General features: G+C 62.5%; 17 protein-coding genes, 1 tRNA gene and 1 pseudogene. 14 read left to right on the top strand and 5 right to left on the bottom strand.

All coding sequences use genetic code 11. The features are described 5' to 3' along the window. Positions 1-147: 147 nt before the first annotated feature. Entirely contained in the window at positions 148-651 is a 504-nt protein-coding gene (locus MJ956_RS11025) for a hypothetical protein (RefSeq protein ID WP_253964514.1), read from the top strand. A gap of 26 nt (positions 652-677) precedes the next feature. Next, positions 678-1367 (top strand): class I SAM-dependent methyltransferase, encoded by a 690-nt coding sequence (locus MJ956_RS11020; protein WP_253964513.1) that lies wholly within the window; start codon positions 678-680, stop codon positions 1365-1367. Here MJ956_RS11020 and MJ956_RS11015 read toward each other — a convergent pair. Continuing rightward, the gene (locus MJ956_RS11015; RefSeq protein ID WP_253964512.1) at positions 1305-4505 is read right to left on the bottom strand and encodes an adenylate/guanylate cyclase domain-containing protein; all 3201 of its coding nucleotides are present in this window, start codon (positions 4503-4505) and stop codon (positions 1305-1307) included. The genes MJ956_RS11020 and MJ956_RS11015 overlap by 63 nt on opposite strands. A gap of 401 nt (positions 4506-4906) precedes the next feature. Here MJ956_RS11015 and MJ956_RS11010 point away from each other — a divergent pair, with 401 nt between their 5' ends. From MJ956_RS11010 to MJ956_RS10990, 5 genes and pseudogenes are all read left to right on the top strand, one after another. Next, positions 4907-6037: a TRAP transporter substrate-binding protein gene (locus MJ956_RS11010; protein ID WP_423724839.1), complete on the top strand. Its 1131-nt coding sequence runs from the start codon at positions 4907-4909 to the stop codon at positions 6035-6037. A 72-nt stretch (positions 6038-6109) separates the two neighbouring features. Continuing rightward, positions 6110-6694, top strand: coding sequence for a TRAP transporter small permease subunit (locus tag MJ956_RS11005; RefSeq protein ID WP_253964511.1), 585 nt, complete (start codon positions 6110-6112; stop codon positions 6692-6694). Next, positions 6691-8062 (top strand): annotated as a pseudogene (locus MJ956_RS11000) (TRAP transporter large permease). Before MJ956_RS11005 ends, MJ956_RS11000 begins: the two are co-directional and overlap by 4 nt. Further along, positions 8052-9404, top strand: a complete 1353-nt coding sequence (locus MJ956_RS10995; protein WP_253964510.1) for an amidase — start codon at positions 8052-8054, stop codon at positions 9402-9404. Before MJ956_RS11000 ends, MJ956_RS10995 begins: the two are co-directional and overlap by 11 nt. Then, positions 9401-9574 carry a hypothetical protein gene (locus tag MJ956_RS10990; protein WP_253964509.1) on the top strand — a complete coding sequence of 58 codons (174 nt, stop codon included), beginning with the start codon at positions 9401-9403 and terminating at the stop codon, positions 9572-9574. The genes MJ956_RS10995 and MJ956_RS10990 overlap by 4 nt, the downstream gene beginning before the upstream one ends. 142 nt (positions 9575-9716) lie before the next feature. Here MJ956_RS10990 and MJ956_RS10985 read toward each other — a convergent pair whose 3' ends face one another. After that, a complete protein-coding gene (locus MJ956_RS10985; protein WP_253964508.1) occupies positions 9717-11189 on the bottom strand; it encodes a cryptochrome/photolyase family protein in 1473 nt (490 codons plus the stop codon). A gap of 140 nt (positions 11190-11329) precedes the next feature. Then, positions 11330-11405, bottom strand: a tRNA-Asn gene (locus tag MJ956_RS10980). Positions 11406-11583: 178 nt separating this feature from the next. Between MJ956_RS10980 and MJ956_RS10975 the strand changes: the two genes are divergently transcribed. After that, complete coding sequence (locus tag MJ956_RS10975; RefSeq protein WP_253964507.1) at positions 11584-11916, top strand: hypothetical protein; 333 nt, start codon at positions 11584-11586, stop codon at positions 11914-11916. A gap of 66 nt (positions 11917-11982) precedes the next feature. On the opposite strand, the gene MJ956_RS10970 is transcribed toward MJ956_RS10975, so the two are convergent. Further along, the gene (locus tag MJ956_RS10970; RefSeq protein WP_253964506.1) at positions 11983-12270 is read right to left on the bottom strand and encodes a hypothetical protein; all 288 of its coding nucleotides are present in this window, start codon (positions 12268-12270) and stop codon (positions 11983-11985) included. A gap of 149 nt (positions 12271-12419) precedes the next feature. On the opposite strand from MJ956_RS10970, the gene MJ956_RS10965 reads away from it, so the two are divergent. Together MJ956_RS10965 and MJ956_RS10960 are read left to right on the top strand one after the other, a co-directional pair. Continuing rightward, a complete protein-coding gene (locus MJ956_RS10965; RefSeq protein WP_253964505.1) occupies positions 12420-13355 on the top strand; it encodes a LysR substrate-binding domain-containing protein in 936 nt (311 codons plus the stop codon). Positions 13356-13543: 188 nt separating this feature from the next. Next, positions 13544-13828 (top strand): hypothetical protein, encoded by a 285-nt coding sequence (locus MJ956_RS10960; protein WP_253964504.1) that lies wholly within the window; start codon positions 13544-13546, stop codon positions 13826-13828. 245 nt (positions 13829-14073) lie between these two features. Here the strand turns inward: MJ956_RS10960 and metC are convergent, their stop codons facing one another. Then, positions 14074-15273, bottom strand: a complete 1200-nt coding sequence (gene metC, locus MJ956_RS10955; RefSeq protein ID WP_253964503.1) for a cystathionine beta-lyase — start codon at positions 15271-15273, stop codon at positions 14074-14076. 200 nt (positions 15274-15473) lie between these two features. Here metC and MJ956_RS10950 point away from each other — a divergent pair, with 200 nt between their 5' ends. From MJ956_RS10950 to MJ956_RS10935, 4 genes are all read left to right on the top strand, one after another. Continuing rightward, entirely contained in the window at positions 15474-16493 is a 1020-nt protein-coding gene (locus tag MJ956_RS10950) for an amino acid ABC transporter substrate-binding protein (RefSeq protein ID WP_253964502.1), read from the top strand. 108 nt (positions 16494-16601) lie between these two features. Beyond that, positions 16602-17792 (top strand): amino acid ABC transporter permease, encoded by a 1191-nt coding sequence (locus tag MJ956_RS10945; RefSeq protein WP_253964501.1) that lies wholly within the window; start codon positions 16602-16604, stop codon positions 17790-17792. A gap of 18 nt (positions 17793-17810) precedes the next feature. Beyond that, positions 17811-19289 (top strand): amino acid ABC transporter permease, encoded by a 1479-nt coding sequence (locus MJ956_RS10940; protein WP_253964500.1) that lies wholly within the window; start codon positions 17811-17813, stop codon positions 19287-19289. Between the two features lie 446 nt (positions 19290-19735). Further along, positions 19736-19991: ATP-binding cassette domain-containing protein (locus tag MJ956_RS10935; protein WP_253964521.1), on the top strand; the 256-nt coding region annotated here is incomplete at its 3' end.

Genomic DNA, 19991 nt, shown 5'->3' with positions numbered 1-19991 from the left:
TGGTGTTCGCCCGCGTTAGCGTAATGATCACGCAGAGTAATGTCCGATAAGTTGGCCGGGTAATCTTCTCCCGAGCTGGATTTGGTGGTAGGTTGATCGTTCTAGCTCTTTTATCAGCGCGGCATTACGCCGGGGAAGGGGTGATCCATGGGTAAGTTCATGGGTGAGGACGATATCTATATCGATAAGTTTTTCGAGCTGATCAATCTGCGATTTGCGCCATCACTTGGGACCATGCCCGACGATTTCGGAGGGATCGATGAGATGGTCGCGCTCCAGCGCGAATTCCAGATCTTCAAGAAGGGCAGAAGCCTTCGCGACAGCGCGGCAATCATGAATCTTGGCGGCTTCTGGAATCAGCGCGCGAAAAACCGTTGGTATAGCCTTCTGGACAATTTGAAGAACCACAAGTCGAACTTTCGGGACTTGAATGGCGATGAGGCGATCGTTACCGCGCTGATCGAAAACCTTGGCTCCGGGGCCCCTTATCCCGTGTTCTTCAAGGCGCATGATTTGCGTGACGGCAATAATCTCGTCCTCATTGTGGAGGCGGATACGCCACTATTTTACATCGAGACGAAATACCTGACGATTTCGCTGCCGATGCAACCCCGTCGCGCGGGCGAGGGACCGGCAACGATGGCTCGGTAGCGCACCGGGCCACGGCGGTATCCGAAATGCGCGCGGATCCGGACCTGTTCGTTGAAATCTACCGGAAGGTCGACCGTTACTACTCGCAAAAGGTCGCCAAGCATGGGGCGGCGCCGCTCGGCGTCGACTGGAGTTGTGTCCCGAGCCAGGAGCTGCGCTTCGTTCAACTGCTCAAGCTCTGCGACTTTTCCTCGACGAGGACCTTAAACGATTTCGGCTGTGGCTACGGCGCTCTGCTAGCGTATCTCGCATGGCGCCATTCGGACAGGAGGGTCGACTATCTCGGCGTCGATCTTTCCGAGCAGATGATCAGCCGCGCGGAGCGGCTGTGGCGCGAACGCCCGCGCACGGCCTTCGTACACGGCCGGCTCAACCCGCGCATCGCCGATTATTCCGTGGCGAGCGGCGTCTTCAACATCATCCAGGATATCCCGGTGGATCTTTGGGAACAGTATGTGAAAGCGGTGCTGCGTCATCTGCATGCGACGAGCCGCGAGGGGTTCGCGGTCAACTTCGTCACGGCGCAGCCCGAAGGGCCAGGCGCCAAGCCGGGGCTCTATCGCGCTTCTGCCGAGTTCTGGATCGAATTCTGCGAAACTGCTCTCGATGCGAGGGTCGAGTGGGTCCACGGCTATGGCCTTCGGGAGTTCACGCTACTTGTGAGACGACAGGGGCGGTCGGCTCAACTGATCAAGGCGCATGCGCTCGCGCAGTAACAAGGGTTCGAAAATGATGGCGCCGGTTTCCGCGATCAATTCGCCGGCGCGGTCGAAGAAATTTTCGGCTTGCGCAAGCGCCCCGTCGGGCTCCTCCGCAAGCAGCGCGGCGCCGCCCACGATCGAGGCGCGCAGTTCGGGGATGCGGGCAGTCAGCCGACGCGCCACCGCGATCGCCTCCTTTGCCGTCACGACGGCCTGAGCGTGGTTCCCGGCCTCATGGTGGCACTCGGCGATGCAGGCCAACGTTTCGGCTTCATGGTCCAAGGCTGCCTTCATCTCATGCATGAACGCAAGTCCGGCGTTCAAGTCGCGAAGGGCACTTGTCCAATTCCCGGCGATGCTTTCCGCCAAACCCGAGCAAAAATGCTGGAACACCTTGAGATAGGGGCTACCGTGCCGCTCCGCGAGCTCGGTCACACTCGCCGTGTGTTTCGCCGCCAGAGCGGCATCGCCCTCGAGCCAGGCGACTTCGACGTAGCCGAGATGCGAGATGAACTTGACCGTGGGGTCGATGAGCACCTGTTCGAGGTTCAGCATCTCGTCGAAGCACAGACGGGCTTCCGGCAAGCGCCCAAGGTGGAGCAGAATCCGGCCCCGCAGACTTATTACCCAGTGCTCGACGTTGTAGCCCAGAAATTCGTGGTCGTGGGCGTCGATCGAGGATGTTCGGGCAAGCGCGGCATCGTTCGCCGCCAACGCTTCGTTGCACAGACCGGCCCATCCATAAGCCTGGCACAGCGAGGCATAGAGCGTTGCGGCCCGTCCAATGTTCTCGTCCGCCTTCAGCAGCGCCAGCGCCTGCTCGATCCGTGCGACATAGGTGTCGGCCGGCCCGCCACTGGCGCCGGCCAGCCGCGCCTCGACGAAGTGAAGCAGCGGCACCACCGTGTCGTCTGTCTCATGAGCCAGCTTCAATGCCTCCTCCAGGTCGGGTCGGGCTTCGTCCACCGTCACGCCTTCTCGCCATCCCAGCCACGCGATCTGCCCATTCGCCATGATCCGCAACCTGTCGGTCTCAGGTGAACGGACCTGACCATCGAGCAGCATCCGCACCTTGCGCCAGTGTTTGAGCGCCTCACCGGAGCTGGTCGAACCCACCCATCTGGCCGCACGTGCCCAGTATGCCGCGGCAGCGATCGCGTCCCCCGCCGCTTCGTAATGGTAGGCTATCAATGCCGCTGACCCGTCGGACTCGTTTTCGTGGAAACGCTGCATGGCCTGGGCGACGGAGGCATGGAGCGTGGCGCGCCGCGCCTTCAATTGCATTCGGTAGGCGACCTCCTGGATGAGCGGGTGACGAAAGATGTAGTAGCGGCCCAGTGTTCCCTGCCGCGACTCGATCATATCGGCTTCGCAAAGGCATTCGAGTGCAGCCTCGATTTCGCCTCGGTCCGCATTGGCGACCGTCTCGATAACGTCGAGCGCGAATTGCTTGCCGATGATCGCGCCGATCTGGAGAATAGCGCGTTCGCCGGTGCCAAGGTGGTCTATGCGCGCGCCGATGACGTCCTGAACCGTGGTCGGCAGAGCGTTGTCGTTGGCGGCGCTGCCTAGGGTGTAGGCCCCCGCCGGTCCCAGCAGCATGCTGTTCTCGGTAAGCGAGCGCACGAGCTCTTCGACGAAGAACGGGTTTCCGCCACTTCGCTCCGCGACCCGACGGCGCAGCTCCCGCAGCTCAGGTCGGCGGCCGATGAGACGATCCAGCATCACCTCCGTATCGGATGGGTTCAATTCCCCCAAGAGGATCGTCTGGAAGCCGTCCGTCTGCATGAAGGGCGCGGAATATGAGGGCCGGTAGTTGAAAACCAGCATTGTCTGCGTGGACGCTGCAGCCTCTACCAGGGTGGCCAGAAATTCCTCACTCGCCGCATCGGCCCAATGGAGATCTTCCACCATGATCAAGGATGGCTTGACGCCGATCTGCCGAACCAGATGCCGGAGCAAATCCAATAGCCTCGCGTGCCGTGCCCGCGGATTAGGCCACAGGGGTTTATGGTCGGCCAGGCCAAGAAATTCGCAGAGAACCGAATGGTCCGCTTCGAATGTGGAGCCGATTTCGCGGAGACGGTCGGCGATTGTCCGGCGGGCTCGCGCCGGATTGTCCGTTGATTGTATGCCCAAGGTCAGACGCAGGAAATCCAAAGCCAATTGTAACGGCGTCGAATGACCATAAAGCTGAGCTCGCGTCTCGTAGACCGCCACGCCGCGCTGGCGGCACCATTCGGCGAATTCGAAACAAAGCCGGCTCTTGCCCGTGCCGGGAGCCCCTACGATCCCGGTCACCTTGGTTTCGCCCCGCTGGATGGCGCGGAAAGTCCGGCGCAGTATTCCAGTCTCGTGCTCGCGACCGCAAAAGGGCGTCAGGCTGGCGCCGCGAAACTCGCGGCCTGCAATGTTGTGGTTCATGCCGAGCAGTCTGAATATGGCGACAGGCTCGGGAATTCCGTCGAGCCGACGCGCTCCGAGGGGAGCGGTCTCGAAACCGGACCGGATCAGGTGATGGCATTGTTCGGACATGTAAATCTCACCCGGCCCGGCTAGCTCTTGCAACCGGCTCGCCAGATGGAGTGCGACGCCATGTACGTCACGCGTCGCCTGTGCGCTGGATCCGGGCGCTCCCGCGACCACCTCGCCGGTGTGCAGACCGACACGAATTCGCGGACCGCCGCCCGCACCGGCAAACGACGCCTGCAGGGTAAGCGCCGCCTCGCAGGCGAGGAACGCATGTCCCTCCTGAGCGCGAGGCGCCCCGAACAGCGCCAGGACACCGTCGCCCATCGTTTGCACCACCGTGCCGTCGAATCGCGTTACGGCCTCGCACATGGACCTGATAGCAGGACGCAATCGACCCATGGCCTGTTCCGGATCAAGATCCGCAAGCAGCCTGGTCGAACTGACTATATCGGCGAAGAGCACGGTAGCCTGCTTGAACTCCTCCGAGGAGGAGGCAAGCCCGGCGACGCCGCCCCCGGGCGCCTGGTCACGTGCCAGGCGTGTTCCGCATGCGCCGCAAAACAGCGCGCTCATCGGACTTTCCGCCGAACACTGAGGGCAGGCGACGACCAGCGGCACGCCACAATTCAAGCAGAAGCGATTGCTGGCGAGATTCTGCGTGGTGCAACTGGGGCAACGCATCGGTTTCCGCCTCGTGGCGGCGACGACGACATCCGGAGGCAAGGGGCCGCCGCTAAAGCGCCTTGCTGATACGACTGAGAACCGTGCCGTCGCGCGCCGTAAAACTGTCGGACAACGATCAGAGTAAAGCACCGACGCGCTTTATCCGCCACTTTTTGTCGACGCGGGCTTGATCGCGACCGCAATGAACCCACCGCGGGACGGTGCCGGTCAAGAGCCGCGCGGTATTAGGCTTTAGTCGTATTCGGATCGCCCGACCGCGCCTTGCCAACGAGGGGTACCTCCATGATAGTAGCCAAGGCCGCCGGGAGGGATCGGTTCGCCACAATGCATCGGCTTGTGTTCGAATCAGGGTTCCGCAAGACCGAGTGCGAATTCAAGGGAGGAATCACGTGACAGACATTCAATCCAAGGCCGTCAACCGTCGCTCGTTTCTGAAGAAGAGCGTCATCGGTGGTGGAGCGGCAGCCGCGGCGACCGCGCTCGCGACGCCAGCCGTTCTCGCCCAGTCGCCGCTGGTCGTGAAGATGCAGACGTCCTGGCCGGCATCCGACATCTGGATGGACATGGCCAAGCAGTATGTCGACCGTGTCGAGTCGATGTCCGGTGACCGTATCAAGATCGATCTTCTGCCGGCGGGGGCCGTCGTCGCAGCCTTCCAGGTGATGGACGCGGTCAATGACGGCGTGCTGGATGCGGCGCATTCGGTGTCGGCCTACTGGTACGGTAAGAACAAGGCGGCCTCGCTGTTTGGCACCGGACCGGTGTTCGGCGGCAATCCGACCACCATGCTGTCATGGTTCTATCAGGGCGGCGGGCGCGAGCTTTATCGTGAGCTGACCCAGGACACGATGGGACTCAACGTGGTTGGTCTGCTCGGCTTCCCGATGCCGGCCCAGCCGTTCGGCTGGTTCAAGGAGCCGGTCAACAGCGTCGCCGATATCAAGGGCTTCAAGTACCGGACCGTCGGCCTTGCCGCCGATCTGATGCAGTCCATGGGGATGAGCGTCGCGCAGCTTCCCGGCGGCGAGATCGTGCCTGCTATGGAGCGCGGCGTGATTGACGCGTTCGAGTTCAACAACCCGTCCTCCGACATGCGGTTCGGCGCGCAGGACGTGGCTAAGAACTACTATCTCGGTTCCTACCATCAGGCGAGCGAGGCCTTCGAATTCCTCTTCAACAAGGACTTCATGGATGACCTCGACGATGATCTGCGGGCAATCATGGAATACAGCGTTGAGGCGGCATCGACTGCCAACACGGCCTTCGCGCTCGACAACTATTCCTCCGATCTGCAGAAACTCCAGGACGAGAGCGGCGTGACGGTGCGCCAGACGCCGCAGGACATCCTGCAGGCTGAGCTGGAAGCCTGGAGCACCATGATCGTTGATCTGGAAAGCGATCCCTTCGTCAAGAAGGTGCTCGACAGCCAGCGTGAATGGGTCGAGCGGGTGACCTACTACGAGCTTCTGAACGCGCCGGATTATCGTCTGGCCTACGAGCACTTCTTCCCGGGCAAACTGCCGAGCTGATACCCCGGCTAGAACAAGCCAATGCCCGGCGGCCATGGCCGCCGGGCCTTTCTGTAACCGGATCGGGACTCCATGGTTGCTTTCATCCGCTTTGCCGATTCATTGTCGGCAGCCTTCGGCAAGGCTTTCGCCTGGCTGATCATCCTGATGACGTTCGGTACGAGTTACGAAGTGTTCGTGCGGTACGTGTTGAACGATCCGACGCCCTGGGCGTTCGACGTGTCCTTCATCATGTACGGAACGCTGTTCATGATGGGCGGTGCCTATACGCTGTCGCGCGGCGGCCATGTGCGCGGCGACTTTCTCTACCGGCTCTGGCAGCCGAAGACGCAGGCGACCGTCGATCTCGTTCTCTATCTCATATTCTTCTTTCCCGGCGTCACGGCGTTGATCGTCACCGGCTGGAAATATGCCGCGCGCTCCGTCGGTTACGGCGAGGTCAGCGTGAACAGCCCGGCCGGCATCCCGATCTTCCAGTTCAAGGCGGTCATGGTCGCGGCCGGAATCCTCCTCTTCATTCAGGGCATCGCCGAGATTTTCCGCTGTATCCAGTGCATTCGCACAGGATATTGGATGCGCGCGCATGAGGACGTTCAGGAGACCGAGGACGCGATCCTCAACAAAGCCACTGCCGCCGAAAGCGACGCCCATCCATGACCGATCCCCAACTCGCCCTCACGATGCTGGGGCTCTTCATTTTCCTGGTCTTCCTCGGATTTCCGATCGCCTTCACCTTGATGGCCATGGGAATCGGCTTCGGCTATTACGCCTATTTCGACGCCGACCGCATGTGGCGCAGCTTCAATCGTCTCGATGAGCTCGCGGGCGCATGGGACAGCTTCAGTCTCTGGGTCGACGGGTTCTTCAACAACCGCATCTTCGACCTCTTCATCAACCAGACCTACACGGTGATGAGCACCGAGGTCCTGACGGCGGTCCCGTTGTTCCTTTTCATGGGCTATGTCGTCGAGCGGGCCAATATCGTCGAGAGGCTCTTCACGACGTTGAACATCGCCTCGAAGAATGTTCCCGGCTCGCTCGGCGTTGCCGCCCTGATCACCTGCGCGCTGTTTGCCACGGCCACCGGCATCGTTGGCGCGGTGGTGACGTTGATGGGACTGCTGGCGTTGCCGGCCATGCTGAAGGCGCGCTACGACACATCGTTCGCCGCAGGCATCATCTGCGCCGGCGGAACGCTCGGCATCCTCATCCCGCCCTCAATCATGCTGATTGTCTACGCGGCGGCCTCCGGCACCTCGATCGTCCGGCCTCGTCTATGTCATCGGCCGGTCCATCGTGCAGCCCTCTGCCGCCCCGAAACCGACCGATGAGGAGGTTCCTGACGTTCCCGCCCTGCGTTTGATCGTCATGATCGCGACGTCCTTCCTGCCGCTGGCCGTCCTGATTCTCGCCGTCCTCGGCTCGATTCTGTTCGGGCTTGCCACCCCGACGGAAGCCGCGGCCATCGGTGCGCTCGGCGGCTTGCTGCTTGCCGTTTCCTACCGCGCCCTGACCTTTCAGCGGCTGCGGGAGTCGGTCTATCTCACGGTTCGGACCACCGCGATGGTCTGCTGGCTCTTCGTCGGCTCCTACACATTCTCCTCGGTGTTTTCCTATCTTGGCGGTGAGACGGTCATTTCGGAATTCGTCCGTGGGTTGGATCTGTCGCCGCTGGAGTTCCTGCTGTTGGCGCAGTTGATCATCTTCCTGCTGGGCTGGCCGCTCGAATGGTCGGAGATCATCATCATCTTCGTACCGATTTTCCTGCCGCTGCTGGAAATGTTCGGGATCGATCCGCTCTTCTTCGGCATTCTGGTGGCGCTGAACCTGCAGACGTCGTTCCTCACCCCTCCGATGGCGATGAGCGCCTATTACCTGAAGGGGATCGCTCCGCCGGAGGTGAAGCTGACGCAGATATTCGCCGGAATCATGCCGTTCCTTTTCATGGTCTTCCTGTCCATGGCGGTCGTCTACATCTTCCCGCAGATCGTTTTTTATCTGCCGGACGCCATTTATGGCAATTGATCCGCGGTTGCTCACGCTGCCGGTTGCCGAACTAACGAGCCGCCTGGCAAGCGGGGCGCTACGCGCATCCGATCTGGCTGAGGCGTCGCTCATGCGGATCGCCGAGCGCGAGGAGGCGGTTGGCGCTTTTGCGTGGTTCGACGCCGAGTTCGTGCGCCGGCAGGCACGGATCCTCGACGAATGGCGGGGCAGGGGGCGTGCCCTGGGACCTCTCCATGGCGTGCCTGTCGCCGTAGCGGACACGATCGACACGGGCCGCGTCCCAACCCGCAATGGCACGCCTGCCGACGCGGAACGGGTGCCCGAAGCCGACGCCGCCATAATGGAGCGGCTGCGCGCGGCGGGCGCCTTGCTGATCGGCAAGACGGAAACGGCGGAGCTCGGCTATCGCCAGCCGCCGAGAACGCGCAACCCGGTCAACAAGGCACACACGCCGGGCGTTGCCTCGTCCGGCTCGGCGGCGGCCGTCGCTGCGGGCATGGTGCCGCTCGCGGTCGGCGTCGAGGGCGGCGGCTCGGTCATCGGTCCGGCGGCGTATTGCGGTTCGGTCGGCTATAAGCCGAGCTTCGGCTCGATCCCGCGTCGCGGCACGCTGGCTCTTGCTCCCAGTCTCGATACGCCCGGCGTATTCGCCGCTGATGTCGAGGGAGCGGCGATGCTCGCCGAGGCACTGTTTGGATATGATGCCGCCGATCCAGCGACATCGCATGCGCCGCATCCACGTCTTCTCGACGCGGCGCGCTCCACGCCGCCGGTGAGGCCGACCTTCGCCTTGGTGCGCACGCCCTTCTGGGATCAGGCGAGCGACGATGTGCAGGCGGCGCTCGGCGAACTGGCCGAGCACCTCGCCGAACGCTGCTTCGAGGCCGAGCTGCCAGCCATTTTCTCCGAATGCGAGATCCATTTCGAGCGCGTCCTGGAGGCTGAAATGGCCCGCAGCCTCGTTGGCTACGGTCAGCGTCGCGGCGAATTTCTCAGCGCGCCATTGCGCGAGACATTGGAGCGCGGCGGGGCCATCCTGGCACGCGACTATCTCGCCGCGAAGGACTGGCAGAGCGTCTACAGAGCCGGGATCATGGCCGTTCTGGACCGATGCGATGCGATACTGACGCCAGCAGCGCCGGGGCCAGCGCCGGAAGGGCTCGACAATCCAGGATCGCCGGTCTTCAATTGTCTTTGGACATTTGCCGGGCTGCCGACGATCACGCTGCCGCTGCTGGAGGCGGAGAACGGCCTGCCCATGGGCGTGCAACTCGTCGGTCGTTTCGGAGAGGACGCTCGTCTGCTGCGCACGGCGCGTTGGCTGGAACAGACGGTACTCAAGGGAGAAACATCGGAATGACTTTCATCGAGCGCCTCATGTCCGTCGTCGCCTTCGCGCTGCTGGTGGTTTTTCTGAGCGTGCTGATTGCCTACGTTCCGCGGTTTGACCTGGGTGCCGTCCTGCTGGTGACCATTCTGCTATGCGGATACGATCTGTTTTTGCACAAAGTTCCGCCGCACAACGAGTGAGAACGACGCAGTCGCAACGCCTGCAGTCGCAAGGCGCGTTTTTCAAAAGACTCGATCATTCACTCTCGATGTCCGGCTCCGCCGACCCTGAAAATTGATCGGGGCCGTCAGGGCCGCGCTCGCGCTCCGGCTCACTCGCGGTTCATCCCTTCACCTCGCCATAGGCCGCCAGGGCGCGTTCGCGAGCCGCCTTGTGGTCGACGATCGGCTTCGGATAGGTTTCGCCCAGCTCGACACCGGCCTTTGCCAGTGTCTCGGCAGTCGCGCTCCAAGGCGCGTGGATCGCCTTGTCCGGCAGATCGGCGAGTTCCGGAACGAAGCGGCGGATGTAGGTCGCCTCGGGATCGAATTTCTCGCTCTGGGTAATGGGATTGAACACCCGAAAGAACGGCTGGGCGTCGGCGCCGGACCCCGCCACCCATTGCCATTGCGCGGGGTTCGAAGCGGGGTCGCCGTCGACCAGCGTGTCCCAGAACCAGCGCTCGCCCTCGCGCCAGTCGATCAAGAGATCCTTGGTCAGGAACGAGCCGACGATCATGCGGATGCGATTGTGCATCCAGCCGGTCTGCCAGAGCTGGCGCATGCCGGCGTCGACGATGGGATAGCCGGTCAGGCCCCGCTGCCAGGCCCGAAGGTCGGCGTCCGAACGACGCCACGGGAAAGCGTCGAAACGCTTGTTGATGTTCGCCGTCGCGAGGTGCCCGCGGTGATGGAGCAGGTGGACGTTGAAGTCGCGCCAGACCAACTCCTTCTTGAAGGTGCGGATGGCATCGTCCGGAATCGATTCGCGGCGGGACGCATAGGTCTGAGCTGTGTGCCAGATTCGATAGGGCGAGATTTCGCCCCAGCGAAGATGTGGCGACAGACCGGATGTACGGTTTGCGGAGGGATCGTCGCGGGCGGCATGATAGCCGGCGAGATCGTCGTCGCAGAACGTCTCCAGACGCTCCAGCGCGGCTTGCTCACCGGGCGTCCAAGTCGTAGCGAGGCCGCCCGACCAGTCCGGCTTTGTCGGCAGAAGCGCCCAGTCGGCGAGGCCGTCGGATATCGGAAAATCCTCCGGCTGCTTGAAACCGGCCGGCGCGTCGATCGGATCGCGTGGTTCGGTCGCCGCGAGCTTCTTCCAGAACGGCGTATAGACCTTGTAGTAGCCGCCGGTGGTCGTCTGGACATCTTCCGGCTCGTGCAGGATGTTGGCGGTGAAGCGGCGTATATCGAACGCCTCGCCCAAAGCCTCCGCGATCCTGTCGTCGACAGCGCGGCCGGCCGGATCGTAGCGGCGGTTGAAATAAAGCGCCGTGGCGCCGACGGCTGCGATGATGTCGAGAACCTCGCCCTTTGCCGCGCCGCGCCGCAGCGTCAGGCGGGAGCCCTTGCCGCGCAGGCTGCGAGCGAAGGCGTCTAGGCTGTGATGCAGCCACCATTGGTGCGCGCCGCCGAGCGCGCGGATGCCGTCCGATGTCTCGTCGAGCACAAAAAGCGGAACCACCGGCCGGCCGGTCTCCGCCGCCGCGGCGAGCGCGGGGTTGTCGTTGAGGCGCAAATCATCGCGCAACCAGACGACGATCGGATCGCCGTCGGTCTTCGTCGTGGTGTCGTTAATCAGGCGTCCCATCGTTACCGATGGCCGATAGCTGGCGCGCGATGGCTTGGCGGCGAGGCGGGTGCGACGAAATCGCAAGGGGGCGGTGGATCGGGCGGCGCCGCAAAAAAAAAGAAGGCCGCCGGTGCGCCACCGACGGCCTTCTTGAAAACTGGCTCCCCGAGCAGGGCTCGAACCTGCGACAATTCGATTAACAGTCGAACGCTCTACCAACTGAGCTATCGGGGAATGACGCGTCGGGCGCGTTGGCGTGCCTATAGCAAAACGATGACACTCTTGCCAAGCCGCGAGTGGAGGAAAAATCCCCGATCCCCGTGCGAATCGCGAAAATGGCTTTGCTCCGGCCGGTGGCGCATCCATCTAAGGGGCAGACCGCAACACCCACGAAAACCACGGCGACACACGGATGGACGATCAGGAAACAGGGCCCGGCGAACGGCCGCGAGCACGGGGGCAACGGATTTCCCTCTTCGGGCGGGAGTTGCCACTACCCGCGAGCCGCTCCTGGCGGATTGCCCTTGGCAGCGCTCTGGTGGGCGGAGGAATTCTCGGGTTCCTGCCGATTCTCGGTTTCTGGATGATCCCACTCGGGCTTCTGGTGCTGTCGGTTGACCTCATTTTCGTACGGCGCTGGCGCCGCCGGACGACGGTGAAATGGGGCCGATCACGAAGCCCCCGCAGCCCGTTGGGCACTGCCGGGGAGTCGGCGCGCGGGCCTGGAACGCCCCCGCCAGCATAAGACGGTCGAACCGGGTGCCCGGCCTTCGAGGCCGAGCTCCGATCAAGTGGGACGGAACTCTTAAGGTCAGCGCCTGTCGGGGGCGGCTTTTCCTTGCGCGTCCGCCACGCCCGGGAAGAGTTCAGGCTGTTTGGCGGGCTCCGGCGCCGAGACACGGTCGACAGATTCTTTCGGACCCCGACCCCGGTAGCCGAAATGGCGACGGGCGTCCTGACGGTCCGAAGAGGCGGTCTCGGTTCGTTCGTAAAAATGGCCGAGTATCCCGTCGCCGGTCGCGGCGAATTGGGCGGCCGCCGGCCCGGCCAGAAGGAGGGCCGCGGCGACGGTCGAAGCGAGTGCGGGAAGGGTCTTCATGGCTGTGGTCCTTTGCGTTCGCGATGGATGGATCGAGGCTGGTGTCAGTCCGGAGCGCCTCGGTCTGCTGTCCTGTAGACCTATACGCGGAACGAAACATCTGGTAGACGCGAATAGTGGGACCAATCGTTCCGAATATAGGACGATAAATGGCCAATCTCGATGATCTCTTCTATTTCGATGCCGTCGTGCGCCACGGCGGGTTCGCGGCGGCGGGGCGGGCCCTCGGCATTCCGAAATCCAAGTTGAGCCGTCGTGTGGCCGGATTGGAGGAGCGTCTGGACGTGCGGCTATTGGAGCGGTCCGCACGCCGGTTCGCTCTGACCGCTGTTGGTGAAGCGTTTCATGTCCATTGCCGAGCGGCGATAGAGGAGGCCGAGGCCGCCGAAGAGATGGCGGTGAAGCTGAACGCCGAACCGCGTGGCCTGGTGCGAATTGGCTGTCCGCCGGGCTTCGGGGAGCACGCATTGGCAAAAATTCTGCCGGCCTTTTTTGCCGCGCACCCCAAGGTCCGCATCGAGGTCCTCGTCTCCATGAAGCCGGTCGATCTCATCGCCGAGCGTGTCGATGTGGTGATACGGGCGAATCTCGCTTACGACCATGACCAGGACCTGATCGCGAGGAAGCTTGGTCCGGTCGGCATCATTCTCGTCGCGAGCCCCGCCTTTCTCGAACGGCACGGCAATGTCGAACGGCCGGAAGACCTGTCCCGACTCCCGACGGTTTCCTATCCGAAAACGAGCGACCAGGATCTTTGGATTCTCTACGATGAAGCGGAGACGCCGACGCGCATCCGTCATACGTCTCAGGTGATTGCCGACGACTTCGCCGTGCTGCGGGCGGCGGCGTTGGAGGGCATCGGAGTGGCGATGTTGCCGCAGGCGGTTTGTCTTGATGCGCTGGCGACGGGGCGGCTGCTGCGCGTTCTACCAGCCTATCGCGCTGGAGAGAGTATGATGCATGTCCTGTTCGGCTCCCGGCGCGGCATGTTGCCGGCCGTTAGGGTTTTGGTGACTCATCTGATAGCGGAACTGCCCGCCTTGATGCGGACGCCGCGCGAACCGGCGCAAATGCCGACGACGTAGCGGTTTGCGCGATACGCGCTCGGTGTCGGGATGCTGCAAATCGGCGCGCCCGCGGCCGATCACTCGCTTCGAACAGCCCATTTGAGCGCAGCTTCGCGGCGCATGCGATATCGCGGCGGACTTCCCCGGGAACCAGAATGTCGCGTCAGCACTTATGCCCCAAAGAAAACATATTGCAGGTGGCGAACATGCTTACGAAGACCGGAATGACGCTCTTGGCCCTGACCTTCGGCTCATTGACCCTGCCGGCTCATGGCCAGGATGGCACCGGGTCAGCGCAATTCGATGCGCCGGTCGAGTTCGCCTCGCTCGCTATCGGTTCGCATACGCAGAGTCGGGAGGTCTATATACCGGTTCCGATGCCGCGTCCCGAGATTATCGAGACGATCGCGACGACCCAGGCCGCGCAGAAAATCCGCCGGACCGCCAGCGGCATCCGCATCGTCGGGCCTCGCTTCTTCGCCTCCGAATAGGGCCGGTTATTCGAACTGCGCCGGCTGTAGGCCGAGTACGCCGCTCACGGCCGCCGAGAACCCGCCGCTGACACGTTTTCGCGGTGCAATGAATTCGCTTCACGTCAGCGCGCGGCGGTTAATCCACGACGGCCATCCTCGCTCGTCCCATATCATTATTGGTCCCACGACCGCGGCAGTCTGTCGAGTGGCACAACGTAGTCGAGCGCGCCAGAGGCAGCTGGCCGGCCTCCATCGGTCACGCCCTACAGCGTGTTGGCGGCAGCGAACCCGGCTTCGAGATCGGCCTTGAGGTCGATGACGTCCTCCAGCCCCACCTGTAGTCGAATGAGCGCGCCGTCGCCGGAGCTCTTGGCGATGGTCCGGTCGCTCAGATCGACCGGAACTGCGAGGCTTTCATGCCCGCCCCAAGAATAACCGAGACCAAACAGGCGCAGCGCGTCCAGGAAGCTCGCGGCCGTTCGCGCTTCACCCTTCAACCGGAAAGCGAACAGGCCGCTGGCGCCACTGAACTGGCGCCGCCACAACGCGTGGCCGGGAAACGAGGGCAGGGCTGGGTGAAGCACATCGGCCACGTCCTCCCGGCCTTCCAGCCATTGCGCCAGCGCCAGCGCCGAGTCCCGATGGCGCTCCAGGCGGATGCCCATCGTTTTCAGGCCGCGCAGCACGAGATAGGTGTCGTCTGGCGCAGCGTTGACGCCGATCTGCATCTGGGTGTCGCGGAGCCGACCATAGGTCGCATTGTTCGCCGATACACTACCCATCATCACGTCGGAATGACCGCCCGGATACTTCGTCAGGGCGTGAATCGACAGATCGACCCCATGATCGAGCGGTCTGAAGAAAAGGGGCGTCGCCCAGGTGTTGTCCATCATGGTGACGGCCCCGCAGGCATGGGCCGCATCGCTGACGGCCCGGACGTCCATGATCTCGAACGTGTTCGATCCCGGCGCTTCGATGAAGACGACCTTGGTTTCAGGGCGCATCAGTCCGGCGATTCCCTCGCCAATGTGCGGATCGAAATACTCGACCTCGACGCCCAGGCGGGACAGGGTTCCGTCGCAGAAACGACGGGTCGGGTAATAGACCGAATCGACCACGAGACAATGGTCTCCGGCGGACAGGAAAGCCATTAGCGGGACGCTGACGGCGGCCAAGCCGGAGGGTAGAAGGATCGTCCCCGCCGACCCTTCCAGTTCGCTCAACGCGTCTTCCAGAGCTTTGGTGGTCGGCGTGCCCGAAAGACCGTAGCTGAAGGTTGCGCGTGCCCTGTTCCTGAGCGTCTCGGTGGAGGCGAAAAGGACAGTCGAACCATGAACAACAGGAGGGTTGACGAATCCGTGCTGGGACCGAGGATCGTAGGGACCATGGGCCAGACGAGTGTTGGGACCGACCTGTGGCCGGGGCACCGGCGAATCTTCGTTACTCAATTGTTCTACTCTCACATTGTTCTCGAAGCGATCGATCGGGCGAGTGGGGAAAGTGACGAGAAAGAGGCGCCCGCTGCTTGACCTGCGGATTTTTATCACATGTGATTACCCTGCAATATGAGGGGCTTTGTTCCCGGCTGCGCCAGCGCGCCTTCCGGGATCGGTACTTCGTACGCCAGCAAAGTCATACCAAAAACCAACCGGAAGGTATCCTGATGAAATTGAAGCTTCTGACCGCAGTGCTCGGACTCTCGATAGCGGGAGTCGCCGCCGGTGGCGCGTCGGCGCAGACCCTCCAGACGGTGAAGGATCGCGGCGTTCTCAAGTGCGGCGTCAACACCGGTCTTCCGGGGTTTGCCTCGCAGAACGACCAGGGCGAATGGCAGGGCCTCGACGTCGACTATTGCAAGGCGATCGCCGCCGCCGTGTTCGGCGATCCCAGTAAAGTCGAATATTCGCCGCTGTCGGCTGTGCAGCGCTTTCCGGCGCTTCAGAACAGCGAGGTCGATGTTCTCGCCCGAAATACCACCTGGACGATGGACCGCGACACCACGCTCGGCCTGAACTTCGCCGGCGTCAATTACTATGACGGCCAAGGCTTCATGGTAAAAAAGGAACTCAATGTGAGTTCCGCGCTGGAACTTTCCGGAGCGACCGTCTGCGTGCAGAGCGGCACGACGACGGAGCTCAATCTCGCGGATTACTTCCGCACCAACAACATGGAGTACAACCCGGTCGTCATCGAGTCCCAGTCGGACGTGAACTCGGCCTATGACAGCGGCCGCTGCGACGTGCTCACGACCGACGCCTCGGGTCTCGCCGCGTCGCGCCTCGAGATGGGTAATCCGGACGATCACGCGATCCTGCCGGAAATCGTCTCGAAAGAACCGCTTGGGCCCGCTGTGCGCCAGGGCGACGCGGAGTGGTTCAACGTGGTGAAGTGGACGCACTTCGCCCTGCTCAATGCCGAAGAGCTTGGCGTCACCCAGGCGAATGTCGAAGAGATGCTGAATTCGGAAAATCCGGAGATCCGCCGGCTTCTCGGCAAGGACAAGAACTTCGGCGAGTCGATCGGCCTGTCGCAGGATTGGGTGGTCAACATCGTCAAGGCCGTCGGCAATTACGGCGAAATCTTCGAGCGGAACATTGGCGTGGACACGCCGCTGAAAATTCAGCGCGGCCAGAATGCCCTCTGGACGAAGGGCGGTCTGCAGTACGGGATGCCGATCCGCTGATTATCGATCAGAAAGCGGGCGCCCGAGGGCGCCCGCTCGTTCCGGCATTGAACTTCGTCGCCCAACGGGTGGCGCTGTTTGATCTCACGCAACGCCTGGGAACCCGAAATGACCGCCGACACCCATCCGTTGCCACGTGAGCGTGGCCGTGACTCGCTTCTGACCAATCCGACCGTCCGCAGTATCGTGATCCAGGTGCTCCTCGTCGTCGGTCTCGCGGCGTTCGCCTGGTGGATCATCGACAACACCGCGCGCAACCTCGCCGCGGCGAATATCGCATCCGGCTTCGGGTTCCTGGAGTCGCGATCCGGATTCGACATCGCCCAAACGCCGATCGCCTACTCCAGCAACTCCACCTACGGGCAAGCCATCCTGGTTGGCATTGCCAACACGCTGATCCTCGCGGCGAGCGGCATCGTCGTTGCCACGATCATCGGCTTCCTTGTCGGAATCGGGAGGCTTTCGCACAATTTTCTCATTCGAACCCTGTCGACGCTCTACGTCGAGACGTTCCGCAATATTCCCCCGCTTCTGGTGATCCTGTTCTGGTATTTCGGCGTTCTTTCGGTTTTGAGCGGACCGCGCGGACTGGCGGAAAGTCCACTTGGAATCTATCTCACCAATCGCGGCCTACAGACACCGAGTATCCTTTTCCAGCCACTCGCCTGGGCCACTCTCGCGGCCTTGCTGGCGGGGATACTGGCGACTGTGTGGCTTGCCCGGCGTAACCGGAAGAGGCAACTGGCCACCGGAGAGCGCGGCCCGCTCCTGTGGCCCGCCATCGCGTTGATCGTCGGGCTGCCGATTCTGGTTTTCGTGGTGACGGGCGTTCCGGCGGTTCTGGAGTTTCCGGAGGCGAGCCGGTTCAACCTGGCCGGCGGTTTCCAGCTTCGGCCGGAATTCATCGCGCTGTTGCTGGCGCTGTCGATCTATACGGCCGCCTTCATCGCGGAGATCGTGCGCGCCGGAATCCTCTCGGTCTCGAAGGGACAGACCGAGGCCGCGGCGGCTCTTGGTCTGAAGCGTGGGCAACTGCTGCGACTGGTGGTGGTGCCCCAGGCTTTCCGGGTGATCATCCCGCCACTGACCAGCCAATACCTGAATTTGACCAAGAATTCCTCCCTTGGCCTGGCGATCGGCTATCCCGAACTTGTCGCCGTCGGCTCGACGGTGCTGAACCAGTCGGGTCAATCGATCGAGGTCGTGGTCATCTGGATGGTCGTCTATCTTGGAATCAGCATCTCGGTTTCGCTACTGATGAACTGGTTCAACTCCAAGATGGCGCTCGTTGAGCGTTGATGAAGGGCGCGTAGGACCATGGAAGAACAAGTCGCCCGCTTCGTCGCGACCGAGCAGAAGCAGCCGCTGCCACCACCACCGAGTGAGACGGGCATCGTCGGAACGACCCGCCGGGCCCTCTTCGCGACGCCGCTTGATTCGGTGTTGAGCATCCTTGCGGGGCTTTTCATCGTCTGGGGGGCGTGGAACATATTCAACTGGGCTTGGGTCGACGCCACCTTCACGGGAAGCGACCGGGAAGCCTGTCTCGGGGAGGGGGGCGCCTGCTGGGCCTTCGTCGGGGCGAAGTTCGGCCAGTTCATGTACGGCGTCTATCCGTTCGAGGCGCGCTGGCGGATCGACTTGTCGGTGGTGATGCTGATCGTGCTCGTTGCAGGCATCGCCATACCGCGCATTCCCTTCAAGCGCGCCAACGCAATTCTGCTTTTCGCGGTCTATCCCGTCGTGGCGCTGATCCTCCTCACCGGCGGGCGGTTCTCGTTCTCCGGCGGTGAGGTGACACTGCTGTTATTGATCGCCGCTGTCATCACGATCAGCGATGTCGCATCACGACCGGAGGTCGGATTCGGTGCCCTGATGAAGAGTGCCGTCGGTTTGGCGCTGTTCAGCCTGCTGGCATTGTTCTTGTCGAACGTCGTCGACGGTGGCTCGGTGAGCTTGCTCGACCTGCGATTCTCGACGCTGTCTCTCATTGCGTTCCTGGCCAGCATCGGCGCGATCGCACTGGCGGTAGCGCGTGGATTGCGCTCGCATGAAATCAGCCGACTGCGATTGCTTCTGCCGTTTGCCGCGGTCGTTCTCTTCGTATCCGCGATGTCCGCCGATTTCGGCCTGCGGCCCGTCCCGACCAATCTATGGGGCGGTTTGATGCTGACTCTCGTGGTTGCGTTGAGCGGCATCGCCGCCTCACTTCCGCTGGGCATCATACTCGCGCTCGGCCGGCGGTCGGACATGCCGGCGGTGCGACTGTTCTCGGTTATCTTCATCGAGTTCTGGCGCGGCGTGCCACTGATCACCGTGCTGTTCATGGCGAATTTCATGCTGCCGCTGTTCCTGCCCGAGGGCGTCAGCTTCAATCAGCTCCTGCGGGCGCTCGTGGGCGTGGCGCTCTTCTCGGCAGCCTACATGGCGGAAGTCATCCGCGGGGGCCTGCAGGCAATCCCGAAAGGACAGTATGAGGGCGCCGACGCCATGGCGCTGACCTATTGGCAAAAGATGCGTCTGATCATCCTGCCGCAGGCCTTGAAGCTGGTGATTCCTGGTATCGTCAACACCTTCATCGGGCTCTTCAAGGACACCAGCCTGGTCTACATCATCGGACTGGCCGACCTTCTCGGCACGGTTCGCCGCGGCTTCAACGATCCAAGCTGGATCACACCCTCCACACCGGCGACCGGTCTCGTCTTCGCCGCGTTCATCTATTGGCTGTTCTGCTTTTCCATGTCGCGCTACTCGATCTACACCGAGCGTCGACTGGATACCGGACACACACGCTAGAGCATCGGACGAAAATATGAACGCGTTCTGCCAGAGGGATTTCGGGACAGGGTCGAGGGGATCGGCGCGGTTCGCAGCGGCGCTACGGCCAGGACGAGACCCGATGGAATTGGCCCGAAAGGCCCTGGCACACCGATCGCCCCGCGCCCGATGGCGCGGTGAGTTCGCTCCGCGGATTCTAAGACCTGCCGTTTGCCAAAGGCAAACAGGCGGGTGGGTTTCCGGTCGCCGATCGCCGTTCTCGGGCGAACATGGGTCCGATCCATGTTCGCTAATCCTCGAACTGTCGTCCGGCTCGACCGTAGCGCCGCTACGCTGGTCGCCACCCTACGCGTGGATCGCCTCGGCGAATCGAGAAACAGAACCGCGTCCCTATTATCATTCGATGCTCTAAGGATACGACCATGGCCGTCGATACCGAAACCAAGCCGCAGACCACGAAATCGATGCAGGTCTCCGACGAGATCGCCGTCGAGCTTCTGGGCGTCAACAAGTGGTTCGGCGAGTTCCACGTTCTTCGCGACATCAATCTGACCGTTCGCACCGGTGAGCGCATCGTGGTCTGCGGCCCGTCTGGATCCGGCAAATCGACGATGATCCGCTGTATCAATCGTCTGGAGGAGCACCAGAAAGGCACCATCGTCGTCGACGGCATCGAACTGACCAACGATCTGAAGAAGATCGACGAGGTGCGGCGCGAGG

Source organism: Aurantimonas marianensis, from assembly GCF_024195285.1.
Lineage (GTDB): Bacteria > Pseudomonadota > Alphaproteobacteria > Rhizobiales > Rhizobiaceae > Aurantimonas > Aurantimonas marianensis.
The sequence above is the reverse complement of the archived record's forward strand: the minus strand, read 5'-3'. Positions and strand labels throughout refer to the sequence as shown.